Annotated in this window: 20 protein-coding genes; 19 read left to right on the forward strand and 1 reads right to left on the reverse strand. The window is 38.9% G+C overall.

The genetic code is table 11. The annotated features are described in order from the left end of the window. Nucleotides 1-2 precede the first annotated feature (2 nt). From queG to M3196_RS13960, 5 genes are all read left to right on the forward strand, one after another. The gene (gene queG, locus M3196_RS13940; protein WP_251322926.1) at nucleotides 3-1,148 is read left to right on the forward strand and encodes a tRNA epoxyqueuosine(34) reductase QueG; all 1,146 of its coding nucleotides are present in this window, start codon (nucleotides 3-5) and stop codon (nucleotides 1,146-1,148) included. Between the two features lie 59 nt (nucleotides 1,149-1,207). Further along, nucleotides 1,208-1,744: a methylated-DNA--[protein]-cysteine S-methyltransferase gene (locus tag M3196_RS13945; RefSeq protein WP_251322927.1), complete on the forward strand. Its 537-nt coding sequence runs from the start codon at nucleotides 1,208-1,210 to the stop codon at nucleotides 1,742-1,744. A 67-nt stretch (nucleotides 1,745-1,811) separates the two neighbouring features. Further along, nucleotides 1,812-2,696 carry an amidase domain-containing protein gene (locus tag M3196_RS13950; protein ID WP_251322928.1) on the forward strand — a complete coding sequence of 295 codons (885 nt, stop codon included), beginning with the start codon at nucleotides 1,812-1,814 and terminating at the stop codon, nucleotides 2,694-2,696. 85 nt (nucleotides 2,697-2,781) lie between these two features. After that, nucleotides 2,782-3,255, forward strand: coding sequence for a tRNA (uridine(34)/cytosine(34)/5-carboxymethylaminomethyluridine(34)-2'-O)-methyltransferase TrmL (trmL, locus tag M3196_RS13955; RefSeq protein WP_251322929.1), 474 nt, complete (start codon nucleotides 2,782-2,784; stop codon nucleotides 3,253-3,255). A gap of 275 nt (nucleotides 3,256-3,530) precedes the next feature. Further along, a complete protein-coding gene (locus tag M3196_RS13960) occupies nucleotides 3,531-4,088 on the forward strand; it encodes a DUF5366 family protein (protein WP_251322930.1) in 558 nt (185 codons plus the stop codon). A 213-nt stretch (nucleotides 4,089-4,301) separates the two neighbouring features. Here M3196_RS13960 and M3196_RS13965 read toward each other — a convergent pair whose 3' ends face one another. Then, nucleotides 4,302-6,140, reverse strand: coding sequence for a transglycosylase domain-containing protein (locus M3196_RS13965; RefSeq protein WP_251322931.1), 1,839 nt, complete (start codon nucleotides 6,138-6,140; stop codon nucleotides 4,302-4,304). Between the two features lie 171 nt (nucleotides 6,141-6,311). Here M3196_RS13965 and M3196_RS13970 point away from each other — a divergent pair, with 171 nt between their 5' ends. The 14 genes from M3196_RS13970 (at nucleotide 6,312) to M3196_RS14035 (ending at nucleotide 19,652) form a co-directional block, all read left to right on the forward strand. Beyond that, entirely contained in the window at nucleotides 6,312-8,207 is a 1,896-nt protein-coding gene (locus M3196_RS13970) for a PrkA family serine protein kinase (protein ID WP_251322932.1), read from the forward strand. Between the two features lie 192 nt (nucleotides 8,208-8,399). Beyond that, nucleotides 8,400-8,975 carry a signal peptidase I gene (gene lepB / locus M3196_RS13975; protein WP_251322933.1) on the forward strand — a complete coding sequence of 192 codons (576 nt, stop codon included), beginning with the start codon at nucleotides 8,400-8,402 and terminating at the stop codon, nucleotides 8,973-8,975. A gap of 33 nt (nucleotides 8,976-9,008) precedes the next feature. Continuing rightward, nucleotides 9,009-9,185: a hypothetical protein gene (locus M3196_RS13980; protein WP_251322934.1), complete on the forward strand. Its 177-nt coding sequence runs from the start codon at nucleotides 9,009-9,011 to the stop codon at nucleotides 9,183-9,185. A 191-nt stretch (nucleotides 9,186-9,376) separates the two neighbouring features. After that, nucleotides 9,377-10,543: a sporulation protein YhbH gene (gene yhbH, locus M3196_RS13985; RefSeq protein WP_251322935.1), complete on the forward strand. Its 1,167-nt coding sequence runs from the start codon at nucleotides 9,377-9,379 to the stop codon at nucleotides 10,541-10,543. Nucleotides 10,544-10,657: 114 nt separating this feature from the next. Next, entirely contained in the window at nucleotides 10,658-11,515 is an 858-nt protein-coding gene (locus M3196_RS13990) for a ComEC/Rec2 family competence protein (protein ID WP_251322936.1), read from the forward strand. Between the two features lie 89 nt (nucleotides 11,516-11,604). Then, on the forward strand, nucleotides 11,605-12,270 hold the full coding sequence (locus tag M3196_RS13995) for an HAD family hydrolase (RefSeq protein WP_251322937.1): 666 nt from the start codon (nucleotides 11,605-11,607) through the stop codon (nucleotides 12,268-12,270). Then, a complete protein-coding gene (locus tag M3196_RS14000) occupies nucleotides 12,267-12,662 on the forward strand; it encodes a VOC family protein (protein WP_276531379.1) in 396 nt (131 codons plus the stop codon). The genes M3196_RS13995 and M3196_RS14000 overlap by 4 nt, the downstream gene beginning before the upstream one ends. Nucleotides 12,663-12,699: 37 nt before the next feature. Then, nucleotides 12,700-14,250 (forward strand): bifunctional GNAT family N-acetyltransferase/carbon-nitrogen hydrolase family protein, encoded by a 1,551-nt coding sequence (locus tag M3196_RS14005; RefSeq protein WP_251322938.1) that lies wholly within the window; start codon nucleotides 12,700-12,702, stop codon nucleotides 14,248-14,250. A gap of 542 nt (nucleotides 14,251-14,792) precedes the next feature. Beyond that, the gene (locus M3196_RS14010; protein ID WP_251322939.1) at nucleotides 14,793-16,541 is read left to right on the forward strand and encodes a phospho-sugar mutase; all 1,749 of its coding nucleotides are present in this window, start codon (nucleotides 14,793-14,795) and stop codon (nucleotides 16,539-16,541) included. A 124-nt stretch (nucleotides 16,542-16,665) separates the two neighbouring features. Beyond that, nucleotides 16,666-16,929, forward strand: a complete 264-nt coding sequence (locus M3196_RS14015) for a metal-sensitive transcriptional regulator (RefSeq protein WP_251322940.1) — start codon at nucleotides 16,666-16,668, stop codon at nucleotides 16,927-16,929. A gap of 154 nt (nucleotides 16,930-17,083) precedes the next feature. After that, nucleotides 17,084-17,656, forward strand: a complete 573-nt coding sequence (locus M3196_RS14020) for a sulfurtransferase TusA family protein (protein WP_251322941.1) — start codon at nucleotides 17,084-17,086, stop codon at nucleotides 17,654-17,656. A gap of 42 nt (nucleotides 17,657-17,698) precedes the next feature. Further along, nucleotides 17,699-18,823 carry an MBL fold metallo-hydrolase gene (locus M3196_RS14025; protein ID WP_251322942.1) on the forward strand — a complete coding sequence of 375 codons (1,125 nt, stop codon included), beginning with the start codon at nucleotides 17,699-17,701 and terminating at the stop codon, nucleotides 18,821-18,823. Nucleotides 18,824-18,865: 42 nt separating this feature from the next. Beyond that, nucleotides 18,866-19,093 (forward strand): sulfurtransferase TusA family protein, encoded by a 228-nt coding sequence (locus M3196_RS14030; RefSeq protein ID WP_251322943.1) that lies wholly within the window; start codon nucleotides 18,866-18,868, stop codon nucleotides 19,091-19,093. Between the two features lie 76 nt (nucleotides 19,094-19,169). Continuing rightward, nucleotides 19,170-19,652, forward strand: a complete 483-nt coding sequence (locus M3196_RS14035; protein WP_251322944.1) for a DsrE/DsrF/DrsH-like family protein — start codon at nucleotides 19,170-19,172, stop codon at nucleotides 19,650-19,652. Nucleotides 19,653-19,663 lie beyond the last annotated feature (11 nt).

Here is a 19,663-nt window from a genome sequence, read left to right on the forward strand (position 1 = left end):
GCGTGACAAGTGCCCAGTTGAAAGAAGAGATTGTTGCATATAGTAAAGAAATCGGAATTGATAAAATCGGTTTTGCTAATGCTGATGTTTTTTCTGAATTAAAACAAAGGCTCCGAGTACAGCAAGATCTTCAATATCAATCAGGTTTTGAAGAAAAGGACATTGATAAAAGAACAGAGCCTGAACGGCTTCTCATAGGAGCTTCAAGCATAATTTCGATTGCTCTTGCATATCCCTCCAAAATGAAAAATGCTCCGAAAAGTATAAAGGGAGAACGAAGAGGTATTTTTTGTAGAGCATCATGGGGAAAAGATTATCACCATATATTAAGAGAAAAGCTAGCATTGCTTGAGACTTTTATTATAGAAAGAGTTCCAGAAGCAAAAGTGAAATCAATGGTTGATACAGGTGAACTGTCAGACAGAGCCGTAGCCGAGAGAGCTGGAATTGGGTGGAGTGCAAAAAACTGTGCCATTATGTCACCTGAGTTTGGTTCTTATATGTATCTTGGAGAATTGGTAACCAATATAGCATTCCCGGCAGACACACCCATGGAAGACCAATGCGGTTCATGCAATAAATGTGTGGAGGCATGTCCAACAGGTGCTCTTGTACAGGGAGGACAGCTCGATTCTTCAAAATGTATTGCATTTTTAACGCAAACAAAAGATTTCTTGCCGGATCAATACAGAGAAAAACTTGGTAACCGTCTATACGGCTGTGATACGTGTCAAACTGTGTGTCCCAAGAATAAGGGAAAAGACTTTCATCACCATACAGAAATGGAGCCCGATCCTGAGGTTGCAAAGCCTCTATTACAGCCCTTATTGTCGATGAGCAATAAAGAGTTCAAAGAAAAGTTTGGGCATGTTTCAGGGAGCTGGAGAGGCAAAAAACCAATTCAGCGAAATGCCATCATAGCATTGGCCCATTTTAAAGAAGAGGCCGCAATACCTGATTTAGTTCACTTATTAAAGAGTGACCCTAGACCCGTAATACGTGGAACTGCGGCTTGGGCTATCGGCAAGATTGGTGGAAAAGAAGCTGAATTGGAACTTTCATCAGCAAAAGAGCGCGAAAAAGACGATTTAGTGGCGTTAGAGATAGATAAAGGACTTAAAATGCTTCGAAATCAAGAAATTTCGTAATCGCATATCTTTAAAGTGTCCGATATAGTAAGGGCAAGTAATGAAAAGAAGGGATAATTATGTGTCAGATTAAAACGTTACTCTATTATGAAGAAATGGAAAGCGTAATCGGACCGTTAACGATCATTGCAACGGAGAACGGAATCTGCCGTCTCGATTTTGGTTCAATGGAGGATAACCTTCCATCCTTACGTTCTTGGATGGCTAAGCATTTTATTAAAGGGGAACTCATTCATTCTCCTGAATATCTAGCTGATGCTGTTCAGCAATTAAATGCTTATTTTGCAGGTAATCTGCATGAGTTTAACATCCGCTATGATTTGTTTGGTACCCCCTTTCAGAAAAAGGTATGGAACCAGCTCACAACAATTCCTTATGGCTTAACTTGCTCATATAAGGAAGTAGCCCAAGGGATCGGAGCACCTAAGGCTGTTCGTGCTGTAGGTAGTGCGAATAACCAGAATCCTGTACCTGTTTTTATTCCGTGCCACCGTGTCATTGGAAGCAATGGTGCGCTTGTTGGATACGGTGGAGGATTAGACAAAAAGGAAATTTTATTATCGATTGAACAGAATAGCTGTCAGAAGACTTCATAGAGCCCATAAGGGGTTCTTTTTTTTTATGTACCTCTCATATGTTAAAAGAAGCAGGGAGGTATGTCTTATGTGGATGGAAACTTTAAAACAATATATCCAAAATCAGTCCCAATGGATGATTCATGCAGATGCGGATGGTAGAGGCTTCTTTTTAAAAGAAGAGCAGGAAAGCTTCTTACGTAAAAAACAAATGTATACCGATAGAAATGCATTTATCGTAAACAATCAGGCGAACGGAAGTGTGCTGCGTACTACAGAGTCTGAAGACAAGATTAAAGTGGATTATCTCGTTCACTATAGTTTTTTGATAAAACATGGGTTTGATTTTTATGTAGAGGAAATGTCTCAAGAGCGACGTGCTGTTTTTTTTACAGATGGTGAGATGAAAAGCGATGAACCGGCGAATTCAGAAGGGAACTACCGGGAACTGCCGAAGATCGAACGTGAGAATGAATCGATTGCACCGACAAAGGGCGGATATGACAGACTAGCCGCAGTAAGGTATGCAGAACGATGGTGGAATTCGTATAACCCCGCCTTTAAAACATTTGAGAATGATTGCACGAATTACATTTCGCAAAGCATTCATGCAGGCGGGATTCCGATGACGCCGCAATCCATTAAATCAAAAGGATGGTGGATGAGGAACAATTCTTGGAGCTACAGCTGGTCGGTTGCTAATGCTCTAAGGTGGTACTTAAGCGGATCCAAATCAAGCTTGCAGGCTCAGGAAAAATCATCCGCTCATCTTTTACTGCCAGGTGATGTGATCTGCTATGATTTTGACGGAGATGGACATTATCAGCATACGACAATTGTTGTGGCAAAAGATCCGTCGGGAGAGCCGCTTGTAAATGCACATACAACAAACAGCAGAATGAGATATTGGGGCTATGAAGACTCAACGGCATATACAAAAAGAATTCAATATAAATTTTTTCATATTCTTTAAACGGAAAGCTCGCCATCTAGAGTGATATTCCAGAAAAAGTGCTATAATAAGTACTTGTTGGAATATTGTTTTTGAGGTGAGCTTTTTGGCTATACATGTTGTTTTATTTGAACCACTGATTCCTGCTAATACAGGTAATATTGCTCGTACATGCGCGGGTACAGGCACTCATTTACATTTAATTCATCCATTGGGATTTTCTTTGGAAGATAAGTACTTAAAGCGTGCCGGACTGGACTATTGGGAGCATGTTAAAATTCATCACCATGATTCATTGGATGCTTTCTTTAAGGAATACCCGGAAGGCGAATTTTATTATATAACAAAATTCGGAGAACAGACGTATTCCGATTTTGATTATTCGAATTCAGAGAAGGACGTCTTTTTTGTGTTTGGAAAAGAAACGAAGGGGCTGCCGAGGGAACTGATCGATGCGAACATGGAAAGATGCTTGCGGATCCCGATGAATGATCATATTCGTTCATTAAACCTATCAAATACAGCAGCCATTCTGATCTATGAGGCCTTACGCCAGCAAAGCTTTGGAGAGTTGAAATAAAGAAAAAATAAAAAACGTCCTTACTTGAAAGGGACGTTTTTGCTTCCATATGTATATGGATTAGTTTTTTCCAGGACGATCGTTATAGCCTGCTGTAAAGATTGCAGTCAGGAAGGCGAGCATCACTAGTAGGATGAGGATAAAATCCATTTGAACTCCTCCTTTGAAAGTAGTCTTATTCTTTCCATTCTCTCTCCCCATTATAAATGAAAACGGTTTTCATGTGAATGTATTTCTGCGAAAGTTTACAAATTGAGGGGGATAAGAGTAAAAGAATGAAGAAAAACGTTTATATGACAGGATATCTCCCTTTGTTTTCAATTATTCTCTTTAGCTGCAGTTTCGCTATTTATATCGAAAGGCTCGTTATAAAAAAACTCAAATACTTTGGTGTTTACCAGGGGATGCTTGAATTATTTGAGAGTCATGTTATTCATTTGTCGGTCTGGTTTTGTTTATTCTTATTGTTCTTTATGGGATTTGCAGCTTTAAAACTATTATCTGATACACTGACACATCTAAGCATGTTCTTTTTTTCTAAGGATACAGAAGGTGTCCTGCTGCAGCAGAGCAAGAGCGGAGGGTGGTTCTTTTTTGCCGGGGGAATGCTGGCAATTGTCTTAAACCATTCTATTTTGCTAATGCTTATCGTGTTTGTGTCAGCAGCTCTCGTTTATTTCTTTTATTTTCTTTTAAAGATTGGCTCAAGTTTTTCAACAGCAGGCATAATGGGCATGGTATTTATACATTTATTCTTCTGGGCAGGTTTTGGATTGCTGGTCGTGTATACGGTCTTGCGGTTATACAATGCATTTGTATCGTCGATTACATAAAAGATTTAAGAGTGATTTTGTCGGAGAATGTCGACTCGTGGTTATTTTACATTTAACGTGGGATTATTTCAATTAAGCAAGGAATTATCTCGATTAACGTGGGATTATTTTAATTAAGCAAGGAATTAAACTCCCCTGCTTTGAGTTTATTAAAATTCGAGTGCAACTTTAAAGCAAAAACCCTGCCACTTCACCAAGCGACAGGGCTTTTCATCATTTTTGATGTGCTTTTACCATAATATCGCGCCAAATCAGGACTTCTGGCGAAGATCCTTCAATGGAACGAAGACTAGCAGGTTTGTCTCGGCCTACCCAGACGCCTGCTGTATACCTGTCTGTCAGTCCGATAAACCAAAGATCTTTCACATCATTTGTGGTTCCCGTTTTTCCGCCTATGTACGCTGATCCGGAAAACCGTGCATCACGTGCTGTTCCAGAGATTGTTACGGCCTCAAGCATGTCCCTCATCACAGCGTTCGTGTTTTCTTTCCAAACTCTAACCGGCTTGTCGTTCCACTTGTATAAAATCTTCCCATTTTTATCTTTAACAGAGGTTATGATTCTAGGTTTTATGTAAGTTCCGTTGTTGCCGAATGCAGTATAGGCACTTGTAAGCTCAAGTGGCGAAAAGCCTTTTGAAAATCCTCCAAGCGCGCTTGCCAGCTGATGATCTTTTCGTTCTATATCAGAAAACTGAAACGGCCTCAGATAAGAAAATGCTTTTTCAACACCAGTTTTCTTTAATACCCGGACAGCGGCTGTGTTAATGGAACTTGACATTGCTTTTTTCAAAGAAACTGTACCATATGAAACACCGCCATAATTGTTCGGACAATAGTTCCCTTCACAAATCCGTGCTGCAGATATAACTGAGTTCGCCCCGGCATCGAATACATCTACATAAGGAGTATAGGCGAGCAAAGGTTTAATAGCAGATCCCGGCTGCCGTCTTGCCTGATACGCCCGATTAAACTCTTCGATTCCCACATACTTTCCGCCGACCATGGCTACTATTTGTTTGGATACATGATCAATAATAACCGCTGATCCTTCTATATCACGATAAGGCAGTCTCTTTTGGATAGCTTTCAATGCTTCAGCTTGTAAATTTGAATTCAGTGATGTTTCAATGACGATCCCGCTAGTTAACAATTCATTCTGTTTTTTCGTAATCTGATCTGCACTTAACCCTTTATTTACAGGGGCAGATGCGATTAACTCCAGAAGTTCTTCTTTTATATACCCAATGATCCCAGGAAAGGGAACAGGATTTTTTGAAACCTGCAATTTAATCGGTTGTTTAACAGCTGTTTCAAACGTCGACTGATCGATATACCCTTGCTCTACCATCTTCTGCAGAATCCACTCCTGACGGTTCTTCGTGTTAGGAAGATTCTTTAACGGATTATACAATTCAGGATTATTCGGAATAGCTGCCAGGAGTGCCGTTTCACTTAAAGCCAGCTTATCGGATGGCTTGTTAAAGTAGTACCAGCTCGCCTTTTCAATGCCATATATTCCATTCTGAAAATAGATGGCATTTATGTACAGCTCCAAAATTTGTTCTTTCGTTAGCTGCTGTTCCATTCGATATGAAATAAGCAGTTCTTTCAGCTTTCGGTCATAGGTACGTTCATGGTTTAAAAACAGATTGCGGGCAAGCTGCTGGGTAATCGTACTTCCGCCTTGCTGAATAGTCCCTTCTGCTGAGTTCGTGATAAATGCTCTAGCTATCGCTTTGCCGTCAATTCCATGATGCTCCAGGAAATTTTGATCTTCAGTCGCAATAAAAGCTTGTCGTACATGGAGTGGAATATCTAAATAGGCCAGATGAATACGGCTTTCGTCCCCTTTGAACTCATAAAGGAGACCGCCATTCTGATCTAATAGGCGGCTGTTTTGTTCAAGAGAAATACTCTTTGCATCAACGAGCGTCTGAATTGCATTTTGAAAAGGAATATAGTTTTCGTACTCCTCTCGTAATCCAGCAAATGAAAAGAATACAACGGCTAATAAAACACTCACCGATATAAGGCCAAGCTTCTGATTCATAACACTTTCTCCGTTTCAATAACACAATGATAAACATATTTTACCATGAAAAGGATTATAGAAATTCTTACTTTTTCAAATAAAAATCACTATACAAACAGAATGATTACGGACATCCTCGCATAGAGTAGATTAACACTTGATGGAGCCAATACAATCAAGGAGGTACTCATGGATATTTTATCAAGAATCCAATTGCATCGAGAAGAAGAGCAGCGTCTAGCCTGGGAAGGTACCTTCGCTGAATACCTTGATATTTTACGTGATCGGCCATTTGTTGCCCAGTCAGCGCATTCAAGAGTATACAACATGATTAAAGATGCTGGAATTTCAGAGAAAAATGGTCAAAAGGTGTATCATTTTTTCAGCGATCAAATTTTTGGATTAGAAGAATCAATCGAGAGACTAGTTGAAGAGTATTTTCATCCTGCCGCAAAACGCCTTGATGTCCGTAAACGTATATTGCTGTTAATGGGACCTGTGTCGGGTGGTAAATCCACTCTTGTAACGATGCTGAAAAGAGGCTTGGAACAATACACAAAAACGCCAGAAGGAGCAGTCTATGCGATCAAAGGCTGTCCGATGCATGAAGATCCGCTGCATTTAATACCGCAGCATCTCAGAAAAGAATTTTATGAGGAATATGGCATTCGTGTAGAAGGAAGTTTGTCTCCGTTAAATACAATGAGACTGGAAAAAGAGTATGATAACAGAATTGAAGATGTGATCGTTGAGCGGATCTTTTTTTCAGAAGATAAACGAACCGGTATTGGAACATTCAGTCCGTCCGATCCGAAGTCACAAGATATTGCTGATTTAACGGGCAGTATTGATTTTTCTACCATTGCGGAATACGGGTCTGAATCAGACCCTCGTGCATATCGTTTTGACGGGGAGCTGAACAAGGCGAACCGGGGTATGATGGAGTTCCAAGAGATGTTGAAGTGTGATGAGAAGTTCCTGTGGCATCTTCTATCTCTCACACAAGAAGGAAACTTTAAAGCGGGAAGGTTTGCGCTGATTTCGGCTGACGAACTAATCGTTGCCCATACGAACGAATCTGAATATCGGTCTTTCATCGCTAATAAGAAGAATGAAGCCTTGCATTCCAGAATTATTGTAATGGGAGTTCCATATAATCTGAGGGTTTCTCAAGAAGAGCGTATATATGCAAAAATGATCTCGGAGAGCGACATGTCCCATGTGCATATTGCTCCCCATGCTCTTAGGGTAGCAGCTATTTTCTCTGTACTAACAAGACTGAAAGATTCAAAAAAGCAAGGCATGGATCTTTTAAAGAAAATGCGTTTGTATGACGGTGAAATTGTAGAAGGCTTTAACCATGTTGATTTGGAAGAGCTTAAGAAGGAGTTTTCTGATGAAGGAATGTCAGGTATCGATCCGCGTTATGTCATTAACCGAATTTCATCTGCCATTATTCGTAAAGAAACACCATCCATAAATGCGCTGGATGTATTGCGTTCATTAAAAGATGGACTCGATCACCATGCTTCAATCTCAAAAGAAGATAAAGAAAGATTTATTAACTTTATCTCAGCAGCCCGAAAAGAGTATGACGATATTGCGAAAAAAGAAGTGCAAAAAGCATTTGTTTATTCATACGAGGAGTCTGCAAAAACTCTTATGGATAACTATTTAGATAACGTAGAGGCTTATTGCAACAAGAATAAGCTCCGGGACCCGCTGACCGGGGAAGAGATGAGTCCGGATGAAAAGCTGATGAGATCCATTGAAGAACAGATCGGTATTTCTGAAAATGCAAAGAAAGCATTCCGTGAAGAGATCTTAATCCGTATTTCTGCTTACGCAAGAAAAGGGAAGAAGTTTGATTACAATTCACATGAGCGTTTAAGAGAAGCGATTCAAAAAAAGTTGTTTGCTGATTTAAAAGATGTTGTCAAAATTACGACTTCATCTAAAACACCAGACGAATCACAATTGAAAAAAATAAACGAAGTAATCGCAAGGCTTGTTGATGAGCATGGCTATAATACAACTAGTGCGAACGAACTATTGCGCTATGTGGGTAGCCTGCTGAATAGATAGTTATGCGAAACACACCCTAAGACACAGAAAAGGTCTTTTAGGGTGTGTTTTTTTACAGAAAAATAGGGAAAACTAAAGAAATTCCATATAGCTTTGAATAATAATTTTTACTATAAAAATAATTGACCTTGTAATTACTAATTTAAAAATGGTAAATTGATACTAATAAGCTAACTAAAGGAAGTGAGCTGTATGAGCTCGGCTCGAAAAGAAAGAAATGGATTGTTGGACTGGATTAAGGCGATAGGTATTGCACTCATTCTTGCTATTATTATAAAAAAGTTTTTGATTGAGCAGTATGTTGTTTACGGAGAATCGATGATGCCGACTATTCAAAATGGCAATCGTCTTATTGTCAATAAAATTGGCTATGAAATCAGCAGCCCTGAACGATTCGATCTTATCGTTTTTAAGGCCAACCCAAAAGAGGATTATATTAAACGAGTGATAGGTTTGCCTGGTGATCACATCGCTTATAAAAATGACAAACTTTATATTAACAATAATCCAGTAGAAGAACCTTATTTAAAAGAATTTAAAAGATTTGCAGGCAATCGTACGCTGACAGGAAATTTTACTCTTGAGGAAATTACGGGACACGACACCGTACCTAAAGGCAAAATCTTTGTACTGGGTGACAACAGACTTCACAGCATCGACAGCAGGCATATTGGTTTTGTTGAGATGAAGGATATTGTTGGGGAAGCAAATATTCGTTATTGGCCGGTTGATGAAATGAAAGTTTTTAATGGTTTTAAAAAGGAATAAATAGGGAAAATTCCTTTTAAGAGGTGAATCCCTATGACAAAACAAAATAACGAAGAACCAAAAAGAAAAAACAGTTCAATGGCATCTAATTATGAAGAAATGAAAGAGCACGGTAAAGTTATGGAACATGTTTCAACAAATGAAGAAGTCCGTAAAAGCGGCAAAACACCAGATCCTAAACAGCACGATAAAAACGAATATAAGAAATAATGGCAAGCCCTCTTTTCTATTTTTGAAAAGAGGCTTTTTTATCTCGAAAGTTTAGCAATTCTAGTGAGTACTTGCATAAGATAGAGTAACCAACCCTTTTTCTCATAAAAGCGGATTACAAGAAAGTAATATATGCCCCGGGTTGATCAAGAAAAGCAGCATTGACTCTTGCTGCTCTGGAGGGGATAACGATGAGCGAACAGAATAAGAACAATTTTGTTGTGTCCCAGGAAAACTGGTCCCTCCACCGAAAAGGATATCAAGATCATCAAAGGCATATGGAAAAAGTGCAGGAAGCCATTAAAAACAACTTGCCGGATTTGATAAGCGAAGAGAATATCATTTTGTCCAACGGACGTGACGTGATTAAAATTCCGATCCGTTCAATGGATGAATACAAAATCCGATACAACTACGACAAAAACAAGCACGTAGGCCAAGGTGACGGAGATAGCCAGGTGGGGGATGTAGTAGCGAGGGATGGACGTGCCGGACAAAACGGCGCGGGAAAGGGGAAAGGTCCTGCAGGTGATAAGCCTGGAGTGGATTATGCAGAGGCAGAAGTATCCATACTGGAACTTGAAGAAATGCTATTTAAAGAGCTGGAACTGCCAAACCTTAAACAAAAAGAACAAGACCAGATCGTGTTAGAAAAGATCGAATTTAACGATGTACGAAAAAAAGGACTTATGGGTAATGTTGATAAAAAGAGAACCATTTTAACCGCCTTTAAGCGGAATGCATTAATCGGAAAGCCAAGTGTAGCTCCAATTCACAATGATGATTTGCGCTTTAAAACTTGGAATGAAGTCATTAAGCCAGAATCAAAAGCCGTTGTCTTAGCAATGATGGATACATCTGGATCAATGGGGATATGGGAAAAGTATATGGCGAGAAGTTTCTTTTTCTGGATGACGCGTTTTCTGCGTTCAAAATATGAAAAAGTAGAAATCGAATTTATTGCTCATCATACTGAAGCAAAAGTTGTTTCTGAAGTGGACTTTTTTAATAAAGGAGAAAGCGGAGGAACGATCTGTTCATCAGCATACCGAAAAGCGCTAGAACTGATTGAAACAAAGTATTCTTCAAGCCGGTTCAATATTTATCCGTTCCATTTCTCAGATGGTGATAACCTGACAAGTGATAACGCAAGATGTGTTAAACTTGTGCAGCAGATTATGGAACACTCAAATATGTTTGGATACGGTGAAGTAAACGCCTATAACAGACACTCTACATTGATGAGTGTATATAAGAATATGGATAATCCTAAATTCAGTCATTATATTTTAAAGGAAAAAGCAGATGTCTACCACGCGATGAAAAGTTTCTTCAAAAAAAGTGAAATTACCACATAATACTCCGCCCGCCATCCATGTATTGGATAGCGGGTTTTGTTGTTGAATCTGCAGTAATTACATATAACTAAGAGTAAGTTTTTTGACGGACAATTTAAATGAAGGGGTGGAAGTTTGAAAAAATATAGCAGATCGGCGGCATTATGTTTATGTTTTATATTTATTTTCGTGCTGGTATCAGGCAAAACTGCATATGCCGACTGGTTTGATCCATTAAAAATCCACTTTTTAGATGTTGGACAAGCCGACTGTATTCTTGTTGAAGCACCGAACGGTCAAACCATGCTGATCGACGGAGGCGATGAGCATGATGCTGAGGAAATTATCACGTACCTGAAACGGGAAGGCATTACCCATATAGATATTGTAGTAGCTAGTCATCCCCATCATGATCACATCGGTTCACTGGATGATGTGATTCGTGCTTTTCCCGTAAGTGTTCTCTACATGCCAAACCTGCCATATGATACAAAATACTATCATGACCTTTTCCGTGTGATTAATGAAAAGCAAATTCCTGTAGACCGGGCAAAAGCAGGCGTACGTTTTAAAATGGGATTTTCGGTAAAAGTTGAAATGCTGGCACCAAAAGGTTCGTACTATAAACATATCAACGATTATTCAGCCGTCATTAAAATTCAGCATGGAAAAAGAAACTTTCTCTTGATGGCTGATGCAGGAGCTGAAGAGGAAAAAGAAATTTTAAGCCGCAGCGGTGTAAGGGCCGATGTTGTAAAGATTGGCCATCATGGTGCAAACACAGGAACAACCATGGAATTTTTAAAAAGAGTTAAAGCAAAAGTAGCGGTTATTTCTGTCGGGAAAAACAATCCTTATCAGTTTCCATCGAAAGAAGTGCTGTACCGACTCAATAATAGGAAGATGACCATCTATAGAACAGATCAGCTAGGGGCAATTATTGCGACTAGCAATGGAAAAAAGATTATATTCAGAACCAACGTGCTGCATTAAAAGAAAAACTGTATGACTAGAATCGGTTTTCTTGCGTCTTTATAAAAAGTTTAAGAAAATAAATAAAAACGCGGTTAGGATGATAGCATTTGATTAAAGCACTTGTGTTTGATTTTGACGGTACGATTCTGGATACAGAAACCCAGCATTACAATGCTTTTCAAGAAATGTATAAAGAGTATGGAAGTGACTTGCCCCTCGAAGTTTGGGGAGAATGCATAGGCACTCACTCAATGTTTGATCCATATGAATACTTAGAAAAACAAATTAACAAAAAACTTAACCATGATGAGCTAAGATCAAAGAAAACAGAACGTGCACTGGCATTAATTAAAGAGCAAAAGCCGCTTCCAGGAATAGAAAAATATCTGAAAGCCGCAAAAGAACTTAGCTTGAAGGTCGGCCTTGCTTCAAGCTCCTCACGCCAATGGGTCCTAGAGCATCTTGAAAGAATAGGGCTTCTCCATTATTTTGAGGTGATTAAAACGGCAGATGATGTCGAAAAAGTTAAGCCTGATCCCGCATTATATGTGAAAGCAGTAGAGGCGTTGGGGGTTAAACCGGAAGAAGCGATCGCTTTTGAAGACTCCGTGAACGGATCTACGGCAGCCAAGAAAGCAGGCCTCTTTTGTGTGGCAATTCCAAACCCTGTCACCAAACATATGCAATTTGACGAAGTCGATCATCAAATGGAATCAATAGCGGAGCTTGAACTTGCAGCACTTATACAACTAGCAGAACAACAAAAATCATGATTGAGATTAAGGGAATCAATCATATAACCATTAAAGTTTCAGAACTAAGTAGAGCGATTCATTTTTATCAAAACATTTTAGGTGCAAAAATCGTTCATAAAGGGAATACAGATGTATACTTGGACATTGGCGGAGTATGGTTATGTTTACTGGAAATAAAAAAAGCAAAACCTATTCAAAAAGACCAAATAGGTGTAGACCATTTTGCTTTTACGGTTACTGAAGAGAGTTTTCCTAAGGCAGCAGCTTATTTGGAAGCAAAGCACGCAGAAATTACAAGAGGACCTATTGAGCGGGGCGGAGGAAGGACGATAAGCTTTATGGATCCTGACGGCAATGAGATAGAATTGTATACAGGTTCACTTTATGAACGGATGAAAAACTGGAAATAAGCATAATTAGTTAAAGCAGGTTAGAGGAGTGGAACAGATGAGCGAGATTGATGTTTCAAAATTTGAGAAAAAGATAGAAATGCGCAATATACAATTTGAAGATATTGATGAAATTTTAGAACTTCAAAAAGTATGTTTTCCTGGCACCATGGAGCCTTGGCAGAAAGATCAGCTGGAGAGCCACCTCCGGATATTCCCTGAGGGGCAATTTTGTGTAACGTATGAGGGGAAAATCGTCGGAAGCTGTTCGAGTCTGATGTTAAATTTTGATGAATATGATGATAAGCATACGTGGGATGAAATCACAGACAAAGGCTATATTACAAATCATGACCCTGAAGGCTTTAATCTATATGGAATTGAAGTTATGGTTCATCCTGAGTACCGCCGTATGAAAATAGGAGCTAGGCTTTATGAGGCACGCAAAGAGCTGGCTGAACAAAAAAACTTGAAAAGTATCATCTTAGGCGGAAGGATTCCAAACTATCACAAGTATTCAAAGGAAATGACACCGAGAGAATATGTACGAGAGGTTATCCAGCATAATATTTATGATCCTGTTTTAACCTTTCAGCTAATGAATGGTTTTACTATAATGCGTTTAAATAAAAGCTATCTTCCGGATGATATGCAATCAAATGCGTATGCTACATTGATGGAATGGAATAACGTGGATTACATTCCAAACCAAACTAAAAAACATTTTAAAACCAGTGAACCTGTCAGAATTACAACGATTCAATACATGATGAAATCGATTGATTCTTTTGAAGACTTTGCGACTCAAGTAGAATATTATACAGATGTTGCTTCAGACCAAGGCTCTGATTTTGCTGTATTCCCTGAATTGTTAACAACACAGCTTTTGTCGTTCTGTGAAGAGAAGAGCCCTAGCTTAGCAATCCGTAAATTAACAGAGTTTACAGAGCAATATATAGAACTGTTTACAAACCTTGCTGTAAGATACAATGTGAATATCATCGGAGGTTCACACTTCGTTGAAGAAGATGGGGACATCTACAATGTAGCTTACTTATTTAGAAGAGACGGTACAATCGATAAGCAGTATAAACTTCATATCACACCGAATGAAAGAAAATGGTGGGGTATTTCAGCTGGGGACAAATTACAGGTCTTTGATACAGATTGCGGGAAGGTTGCTATTCTTATCTGCTATGATATTGAATTTCCAGAACTGTCCCGTATTGTTACCGATCAAGGGGCAAAAATTATTTTCACCCCATTTTGTACTGAAGACCGCCAAGGTTACTTACGAGTGCGATATTGTTCTCAAGCTCGCGCTATCGAGAATGAGATCTACACTGCGATTGCAGGAACAGTAGGAAACTTATCACAAGTAGAAAACATGGACATTCAATATGCCCAGTCAGGTATCTTTACGCCATCTGACTTCTCATTCCCAAGAGATGGTATTGTCGGGGAGTGCCACCCTAATATTGAAACAGTTGTAGTCGGTGATGTGGATCTTGAAATCCTAAGAAGACAGCGTAAAACAGGAAGTGTCACTTTACTTAGAGATAGACGTCTTGATTTATATGGAGTTGTACAAAAAGATAAGAGTAAATAAACAAGGCTATTTTCTAAAAGATTGTTGCTATTAGAAATGGTTGATTTCCGCTACAGGATGCTCGCTTTCCGCGGGGCGTGCGGTGAGCCTCGCGGAAAGATATATGAAGTGCTGCTCCTGCGTCTCAAAGAAAAACAACACCGAAGCGAGCTTCCTCGTCGCATGCCTTGCGAGAAGAATGATCAGGTAGCTGGCACGCTGATCCCGCAGGAGTGTCGCACCTTGCGCTCCAATCAACTTGTCGAAGAAGAGTAAAACAAACGAGCAAAAGAAAATCCTTTAGAAAACATCCATTAGAAAAGAGCAATAAATAAAGTGCGGTAAACTTCAAAAAGCTTGCCGCATTTTTTCTATTTCTCGGGAAATATAACGAATCTTGTCTAAAACCTAGTGGAGTCTAATTAGGACATTTTATTTTTTTTGATGAAAGCGGTATAATAAAGGCCGTATTTAATAGATAAGGCAGGAAATAATCGATTTAAATCGAAACTAAACAAAAACAACCGTACAAATAGCTTTAATAGAATAAGGGAGGCAGTACAATGTCCTGGGAGAAAACATATGAAAGATGGATTCAACACGAGAAATTAGAACAATCTTTAAAAACTGCATTAGAGGGAATTAAAGATAACAGGACTGCACTAGAAGACTGCTTCTATAAAAATTTAGAGTTTGGTACAGGGGGTATGCGTGGAGAAATTGGTCCGGGTACAAATCGGATGAACACGTATACGGTACGAAAAGCATCGCTAGGATTAGCACATTTTATTATGGAACAAGGTGAAAAAGCTCAAAAACGCGGTGTTGTAATTGCTTATGATTCAAGACATCAATCTCCGGAGTTTGCGATGGAAGCTGCAAAAACATTAGCCTCAAATGGTGTACAAGCATATGTTTTTGAAAGTTTAAGACCCACACCAGAACTGTCTTTTGCAGTGAGATACCTTAAAGCGTATAGCGGTATTGTAATAACAGCCAGCCACAACCCGCCGGAATATAACGGGTATAAGGTATACGGGCCAGATGGGGGACAGCTGCCTCCAAAAGAAGCCGATGAAGTGATTCAAAAGGTAAATACAGTTGAAGACGAATTATTAATCGATGTAAAAACAGAAGAAGAATTAAAAAATGCAGGACTTATTCAAGTGATCGGTGATGAGATTGATAAAGCTTATATGGAGCAACTCACAAAGATTAGTTTGAATCGTGAAGTAATTAAAGAGATGCATGATTTAAGCATTGTTTTTACTCCGCTTCATGGAACAGCAAATATTCCAGTGAGAGAAGGACTCAAACAGCTCGGATTTACGAATGTGACAGTTGTAAAAGAACAAGAGCAGCCTGATCCGAATTTTTCTACAGTAAAATCACCTAATCCTGAAGAACATGCTGCGTTTGAACTTGCTATCCAATATGGAAAAGAAAAAGAAGCAGAGATCCTTATGGCTACAGATCCGGATGCAGATAGAGTCGGAATTGCGGTTAAAAACACTGAAGGTGAATATGAGATCTTAACGGGTAACCAAACGGGAGCGCTCATGCTGGAATACATCCTTTCTCAGCGTAAAGAAAAAGGCAGCCTTTGCTCTAAAGGTATCGTATTTAAAACCATTGTAACCTCAGAATTAGGACGTGTTATTGCAGAATCTTACGGTTTAACATCTGAAGATACACTTACAGGATTCAAATTTATTGGTGAAAAAATTAAAGAATATGAAAAGAGCGGAGAACATTCCTTTATTTTCGGGTACGAAGAAAGTTATGGTTCATTAATTGGAGACTTTGTACGAGATAAAGATGCTGTACAAGCATGCTTAATGGGTGCAGAAATGGCTGCTTATTATAAAAAACAAGGTAAGACGCTCTATGATGCCCTGATTGATGTATATGAGAAGTACGGGTATTATAAAGAAGGTCTGGAATCTTTAACGTTAAAAGGAAAGTCAGGAGCAGAACAGATTGTGAACTTGCTTGCTGGATTCAGAGCCGATTTACCGCTTGAAATTAACGGTCAAAAACTCGCTGTAACAGAGGATTATCAAGCGAGTACTCGTTATACAATCGCTCAAGACAATATGGAAGAAATTATCCTTCCCAAGTCAAATGTACTTAAATATAAGTTAGAAGATGGTTCATGGTTTTGTGTAAGACCTTCTGGAACAGAGCCAAAGATTAAGTTTTATTTCGGTGTTCAGGCTAAAACAAACGAAAAAGCAGATGAAGCACTTTCTTCCTTAAAGCAAGCAGTTATGGATTTGGTTCATGAAAGAATGCAAAAGGTGGCACAATAATAAGAATGAATGGCTGTATGGCATTGCCTGCAGCCAATTTCATTCTTTTAAATGTAACGTTTGACATTAAATTTGGAATGGTGTAATATACCCCTATAGGTATGTAGGAAGAGGAGGTGCTGATGTGGAATACACACAAGAAATGAAAAATCGTTTAAGAAGAATTGAGGGGCAAATTCGCGGCGTCTTACGTATGTTAGAAGAGGAGCAAGATTGTAAAGCCGTTATCACCCAGCTTTCTGCTTCGCGAACTGCTATTGATCGTACGATTGGATTAATTGTCGGCACAAACCTTGAACAATGCTTGCGTGAACAAATGGAAAAAGGAGAACAAGTAAACTCCGATTTAGTTAAAGAAGCCGTACAACTTCTCGTGAAAAGCCGTTAATATCTGTCATAAGCATAGCCTGTTGACAGATTCTCTTTTATCATTTAATATACCCCTGTGGGTATTTATAGCAATTTTTTTGAAACTTCATATACCTATTCGGGTATATGAAAATAGTTTCGAAACAGAAAAAGAAAATATGGAGGTTATATGAATGAGTATTAAAGTAGATCAAGTTTTAGACTGTAAAGGATTATCATGTCCAATGCCAATTGTACGTACGAAAAAAGCAATGGATCAGTTGGAAGCGGGTCAAGTCATTGAAGTTCAGGCAACAGATAAAGGTTCATTGGCTGATATGCAAGGATGGGCTAAAAACACAGGTAATCAATATTTAGGCACAAAAGAAGAGGGAAATGTTCTTAAACATTATTTGAGAAAATCAAACCCTGGTGAAATAGAAGAAGCAGCTAAGTTTGAGCATACGATTCAAAACGATGAATTAGAAAAAGCTTGGGCTGAGAATCAAACAGACATGATTCTTCTAGATGTTAGAGAACCGGCAGAGTATGAGTTTAAACGTATACCTGGGGCAGTATCTATTCCACTTGGGGAACTTGAAGGCAAATTAGATACACTAGATAGAACTAAAGAAATTCATGTTATTTGCCGTACAGGAAGCAGAAGTGATATGGCTGCACAAATCTTATCCGAAAAAGGTTTTGAGCACGTGAAAAACGTTTTGCCTGGTATGTCTGAATGGAATGGACCTACTGAATCAGAATAAAAAATTTTTATTAAAATTTATACCTAGGGAGGTATTTGTTGAATGGTTAAAGCATTATCTGCTAAAGAAGTAGCAAAACGTGCTGTAGAAGGCAAAATGTTTATTCTTGATGTTCGTAATGAAAGTGATTTTAAAGACTGGAAAATCGAAGGAAAAGGTATTGAGTCCATTAACCGTCCGTATTTCGATCTAATTGAAGGCGTAGAGGATGTATTAGAACACCTTCCAAAAAAAGAAGTATTAGTTGTTTGTGCTAAAGAAGGTTCTTCTGTAATGGTAGCAGAGATGCTTGATGAAGCTGGAATTAAAGATGTGTATTACCTTGAAGGTGGTATGAATGCTTGGAGCGAATACTTGTTGCCAGTTAAGATCGGTGACCTAAAAGATGGCGGCTCTATTTACCAATTCAATCGTATCGGTAAAGGATGCCTTTCTTACCTTGTTGAATCGAATGGGGAAGCAGCAATCATCGATTCTGCTCGTGCAATTGGAGCTTATGAAGATTTTGCTAAAGAAAAAAATATTGAAATTAAGCACATGATTGATACTCACCTTCATACTGACCACATTTCTGGCGGACGCCGTCTTGCGGAAAAAACTAACGCAACGTACTGGCTGCCTCCAAAAGATGCTGAAGAAGTAACGTTCTCTTATGAAGCATTAGAAGAAGGCAAAGACATTACGATCGGGAATACAAAGATTGAAATTCAGCCGCTTTATACTCCAGGTCATACGATCGGAAGTACTTCTATGATCGTTGACGGACAATACTTGCTTTCTGGAGATATTCTGTTTGTTGATTCAATCGGACGTCCAGACCTTGCTGGTAAAGCTGAGGACTGGGTAAGCGATCTGCGTGATTCCTTATACAACAAATACACCAGTCTTTCAAAAGATCTAGTTGTATTGCCAGCTCACTTTGGTAAAATCAGCGAACTTGATGAAAAGGGTGCTGTTCAAGCTCCTCTAGGCGAGCTGTTTGAAAAGAACGAAGGGTTAAAAATCGAAAGCGATGATGAATTCCGTAAGGCTGTAACTGAAAACTTACCGCCACAGCCTAATGCATACCAAGAGATCCGTCAGACAAACATGGGGAAAATTGATCCAACATCTGACGAACAGCGCGAGATGGAAATTGGTCCAAACCGCTGTGCAATCACTGAGTAAATAAAACAAAACTTAAACTGAAATGACCAGGAGGTTCTTCAAATGAACGTAAAACAAACTTTAGACACAAAAGGGTTATCTTGCCCAATGCCCATCGTAAAAACAAAAAAAGCTATGGATGGTCTTGCTAGCGGAGACATCTTAGAAGTACTGGCAACAGATAAAGGTGCTGTAAACGACTTATCAGCATGGTCAAAATCATCTGGTCATAAATTATTAGACCACAAAGAAGAAGAAGGCGTATTCAAGTTCTGGATTAAAAAAGGGTAAATTAAAAATTTTTTAAATAACCCAATACCTATAGAGGTATAGGTATTGGGTTTAAAAAAGGAGAGGACAATAAAAAATGGAACAAACACAAGATAAATCAACAATGGTCGTATTTAGCGGTGATCTTGATAAAGCGATGGCAAGTTTTATTATCGCCACAGGTGCAGCTGCTATGGGGAAACAAGTCACGATGTTCTTTACATTCTGGGGATTAAACATCTTAAGAAAAGAAGAGTACGTAAATGTGAAGAAAACATTCATGGATAAAATGTTTGCAAAAATGATGCCAAGAGGACCTGGAAAATTGGGGATTTCAAAGATGAACTATGGCGGTCTTGGCGGCAAGATGATGAAGTATACGATGAAGAAGAAAAACATCGTAACACTTAAAGAATTAATCGAAATGGCACATGACCTGGACGTAAAAATGGTTGCTTGTACGATGTCCATGGATGTTATGGGTATTACGAAAGATGAGCTTATTGATGGTTTAGATTATGCAGGTGTAGCATCTTATCTTGCAGATGCAGATGAGTCTAAGATCAACTTATTTATCTAATTTTAAAAACA

Source organism: Fictibacillus nanhaiensis, from assembly GCF_023715445.1.
Taxonomy (GTDB): Bacteria; Bacillota; Bacilli; order Bacillales; family Fictibacillaceae; genus Fictibacillus; species Fictibacillus nanhaiensis_D.

Coding starts and splice junctions, on each gene's coding strand:
- M3196_RS13945 (WP_251322927.1), top strand. CDS start 1,208: ATGTGTCAGATTAAAACGTTACTCTATTATGAAGAAATGGAAAGCGTA.
- M3196_RS13950 (WP_251322928.1), top strand. CDS start 1,812: ATGTGGATGGAAACTTTAAAACAATATATCCAAAATCAGTCCCAATGG.
- M3196_RS13960 (WP_251322930.1), top strand. CDS start 3,531: ATGAAGAAAAACGTTTATATGACAGGATATCTCCCTTTGTTTTCAATT.
- M3196_RS13965 (WP_251322931.1), bottom strand. CDS start 6,140: ATGAATCAGAAGCTTGGCCTTATATCGGTGAGTGTTTTATTAGCCGTT.
- M3196_RS13970 (WP_251322932.1), top strand. CDS start 6,312: ATGGATATTTTATCAAGAATCCAATTGCATCGAGAAGAAGAGCAGCGT.
- lepB (WP_251322933.1), top strand. CDS start 8,400: ATGAGCTCGGCTCGAAAAGAAAGAAATGGATTGTTGGACTGGATTAAG.
- M3196_RS13980 (WP_251322934.1), top strand. CDS start 9,009: ATGACAAAACAAAATAACGAAGAACCAAAAAGAAAAAACAGTTCAATG.
- yhbH (WP_251322935.1), top strand. CDS start 9,377: ATGAGCGAACAGAATAAGAACAATTTTGTTGTGTCCCAGGAAAACTGG.
- M3196_RS14000 (WP_276531379.1), top strand. CDS start 12,267: ATGATTGAGATTAAGGGAATCAATCATATAACCATTAAAGTTTCAGAA.
- M3196_RS14005 (WP_251322938.1), top strand. CDS start 12,700: ATGAGCGAGATTGATGTTTCAAAATTTGAGAAAAAGATAGAAATGCGC.
- M3196_RS14010 (WP_251322939.1), top strand. CDS start 14,793: ATGTCCTGGGAGAAAACATATGAAAGATGGATTCAACACGAGAAATTA.
- M3196_RS14020 (WP_251322941.1), top strand. CDS start 17,084: ATGAGTATTAAAGTAGATCAAGTTTTAGACTGTAAAGGATTATCATGT.
- M3196_RS14025 (WP_251322942.1), top strand. CDS start 17,699: ATGGTTAAAGCATTATCTGCTAAAGAAGTAGCAAAACGTGCTGTAGAA.
- M3196_RS14030 (WP_251322943.1), top strand. CDS start 18,866: ATGAACGTAAAACAAACTTTAGACACAAAAGGGTTATCTTGCCCAATG.
- M3196_RS14035 (WP_251322944.1), top strand. CDS start 19,170: ATGGAACAAACACAAGATAAATCAACAATGGTCGTATTTAGCGGTGAT.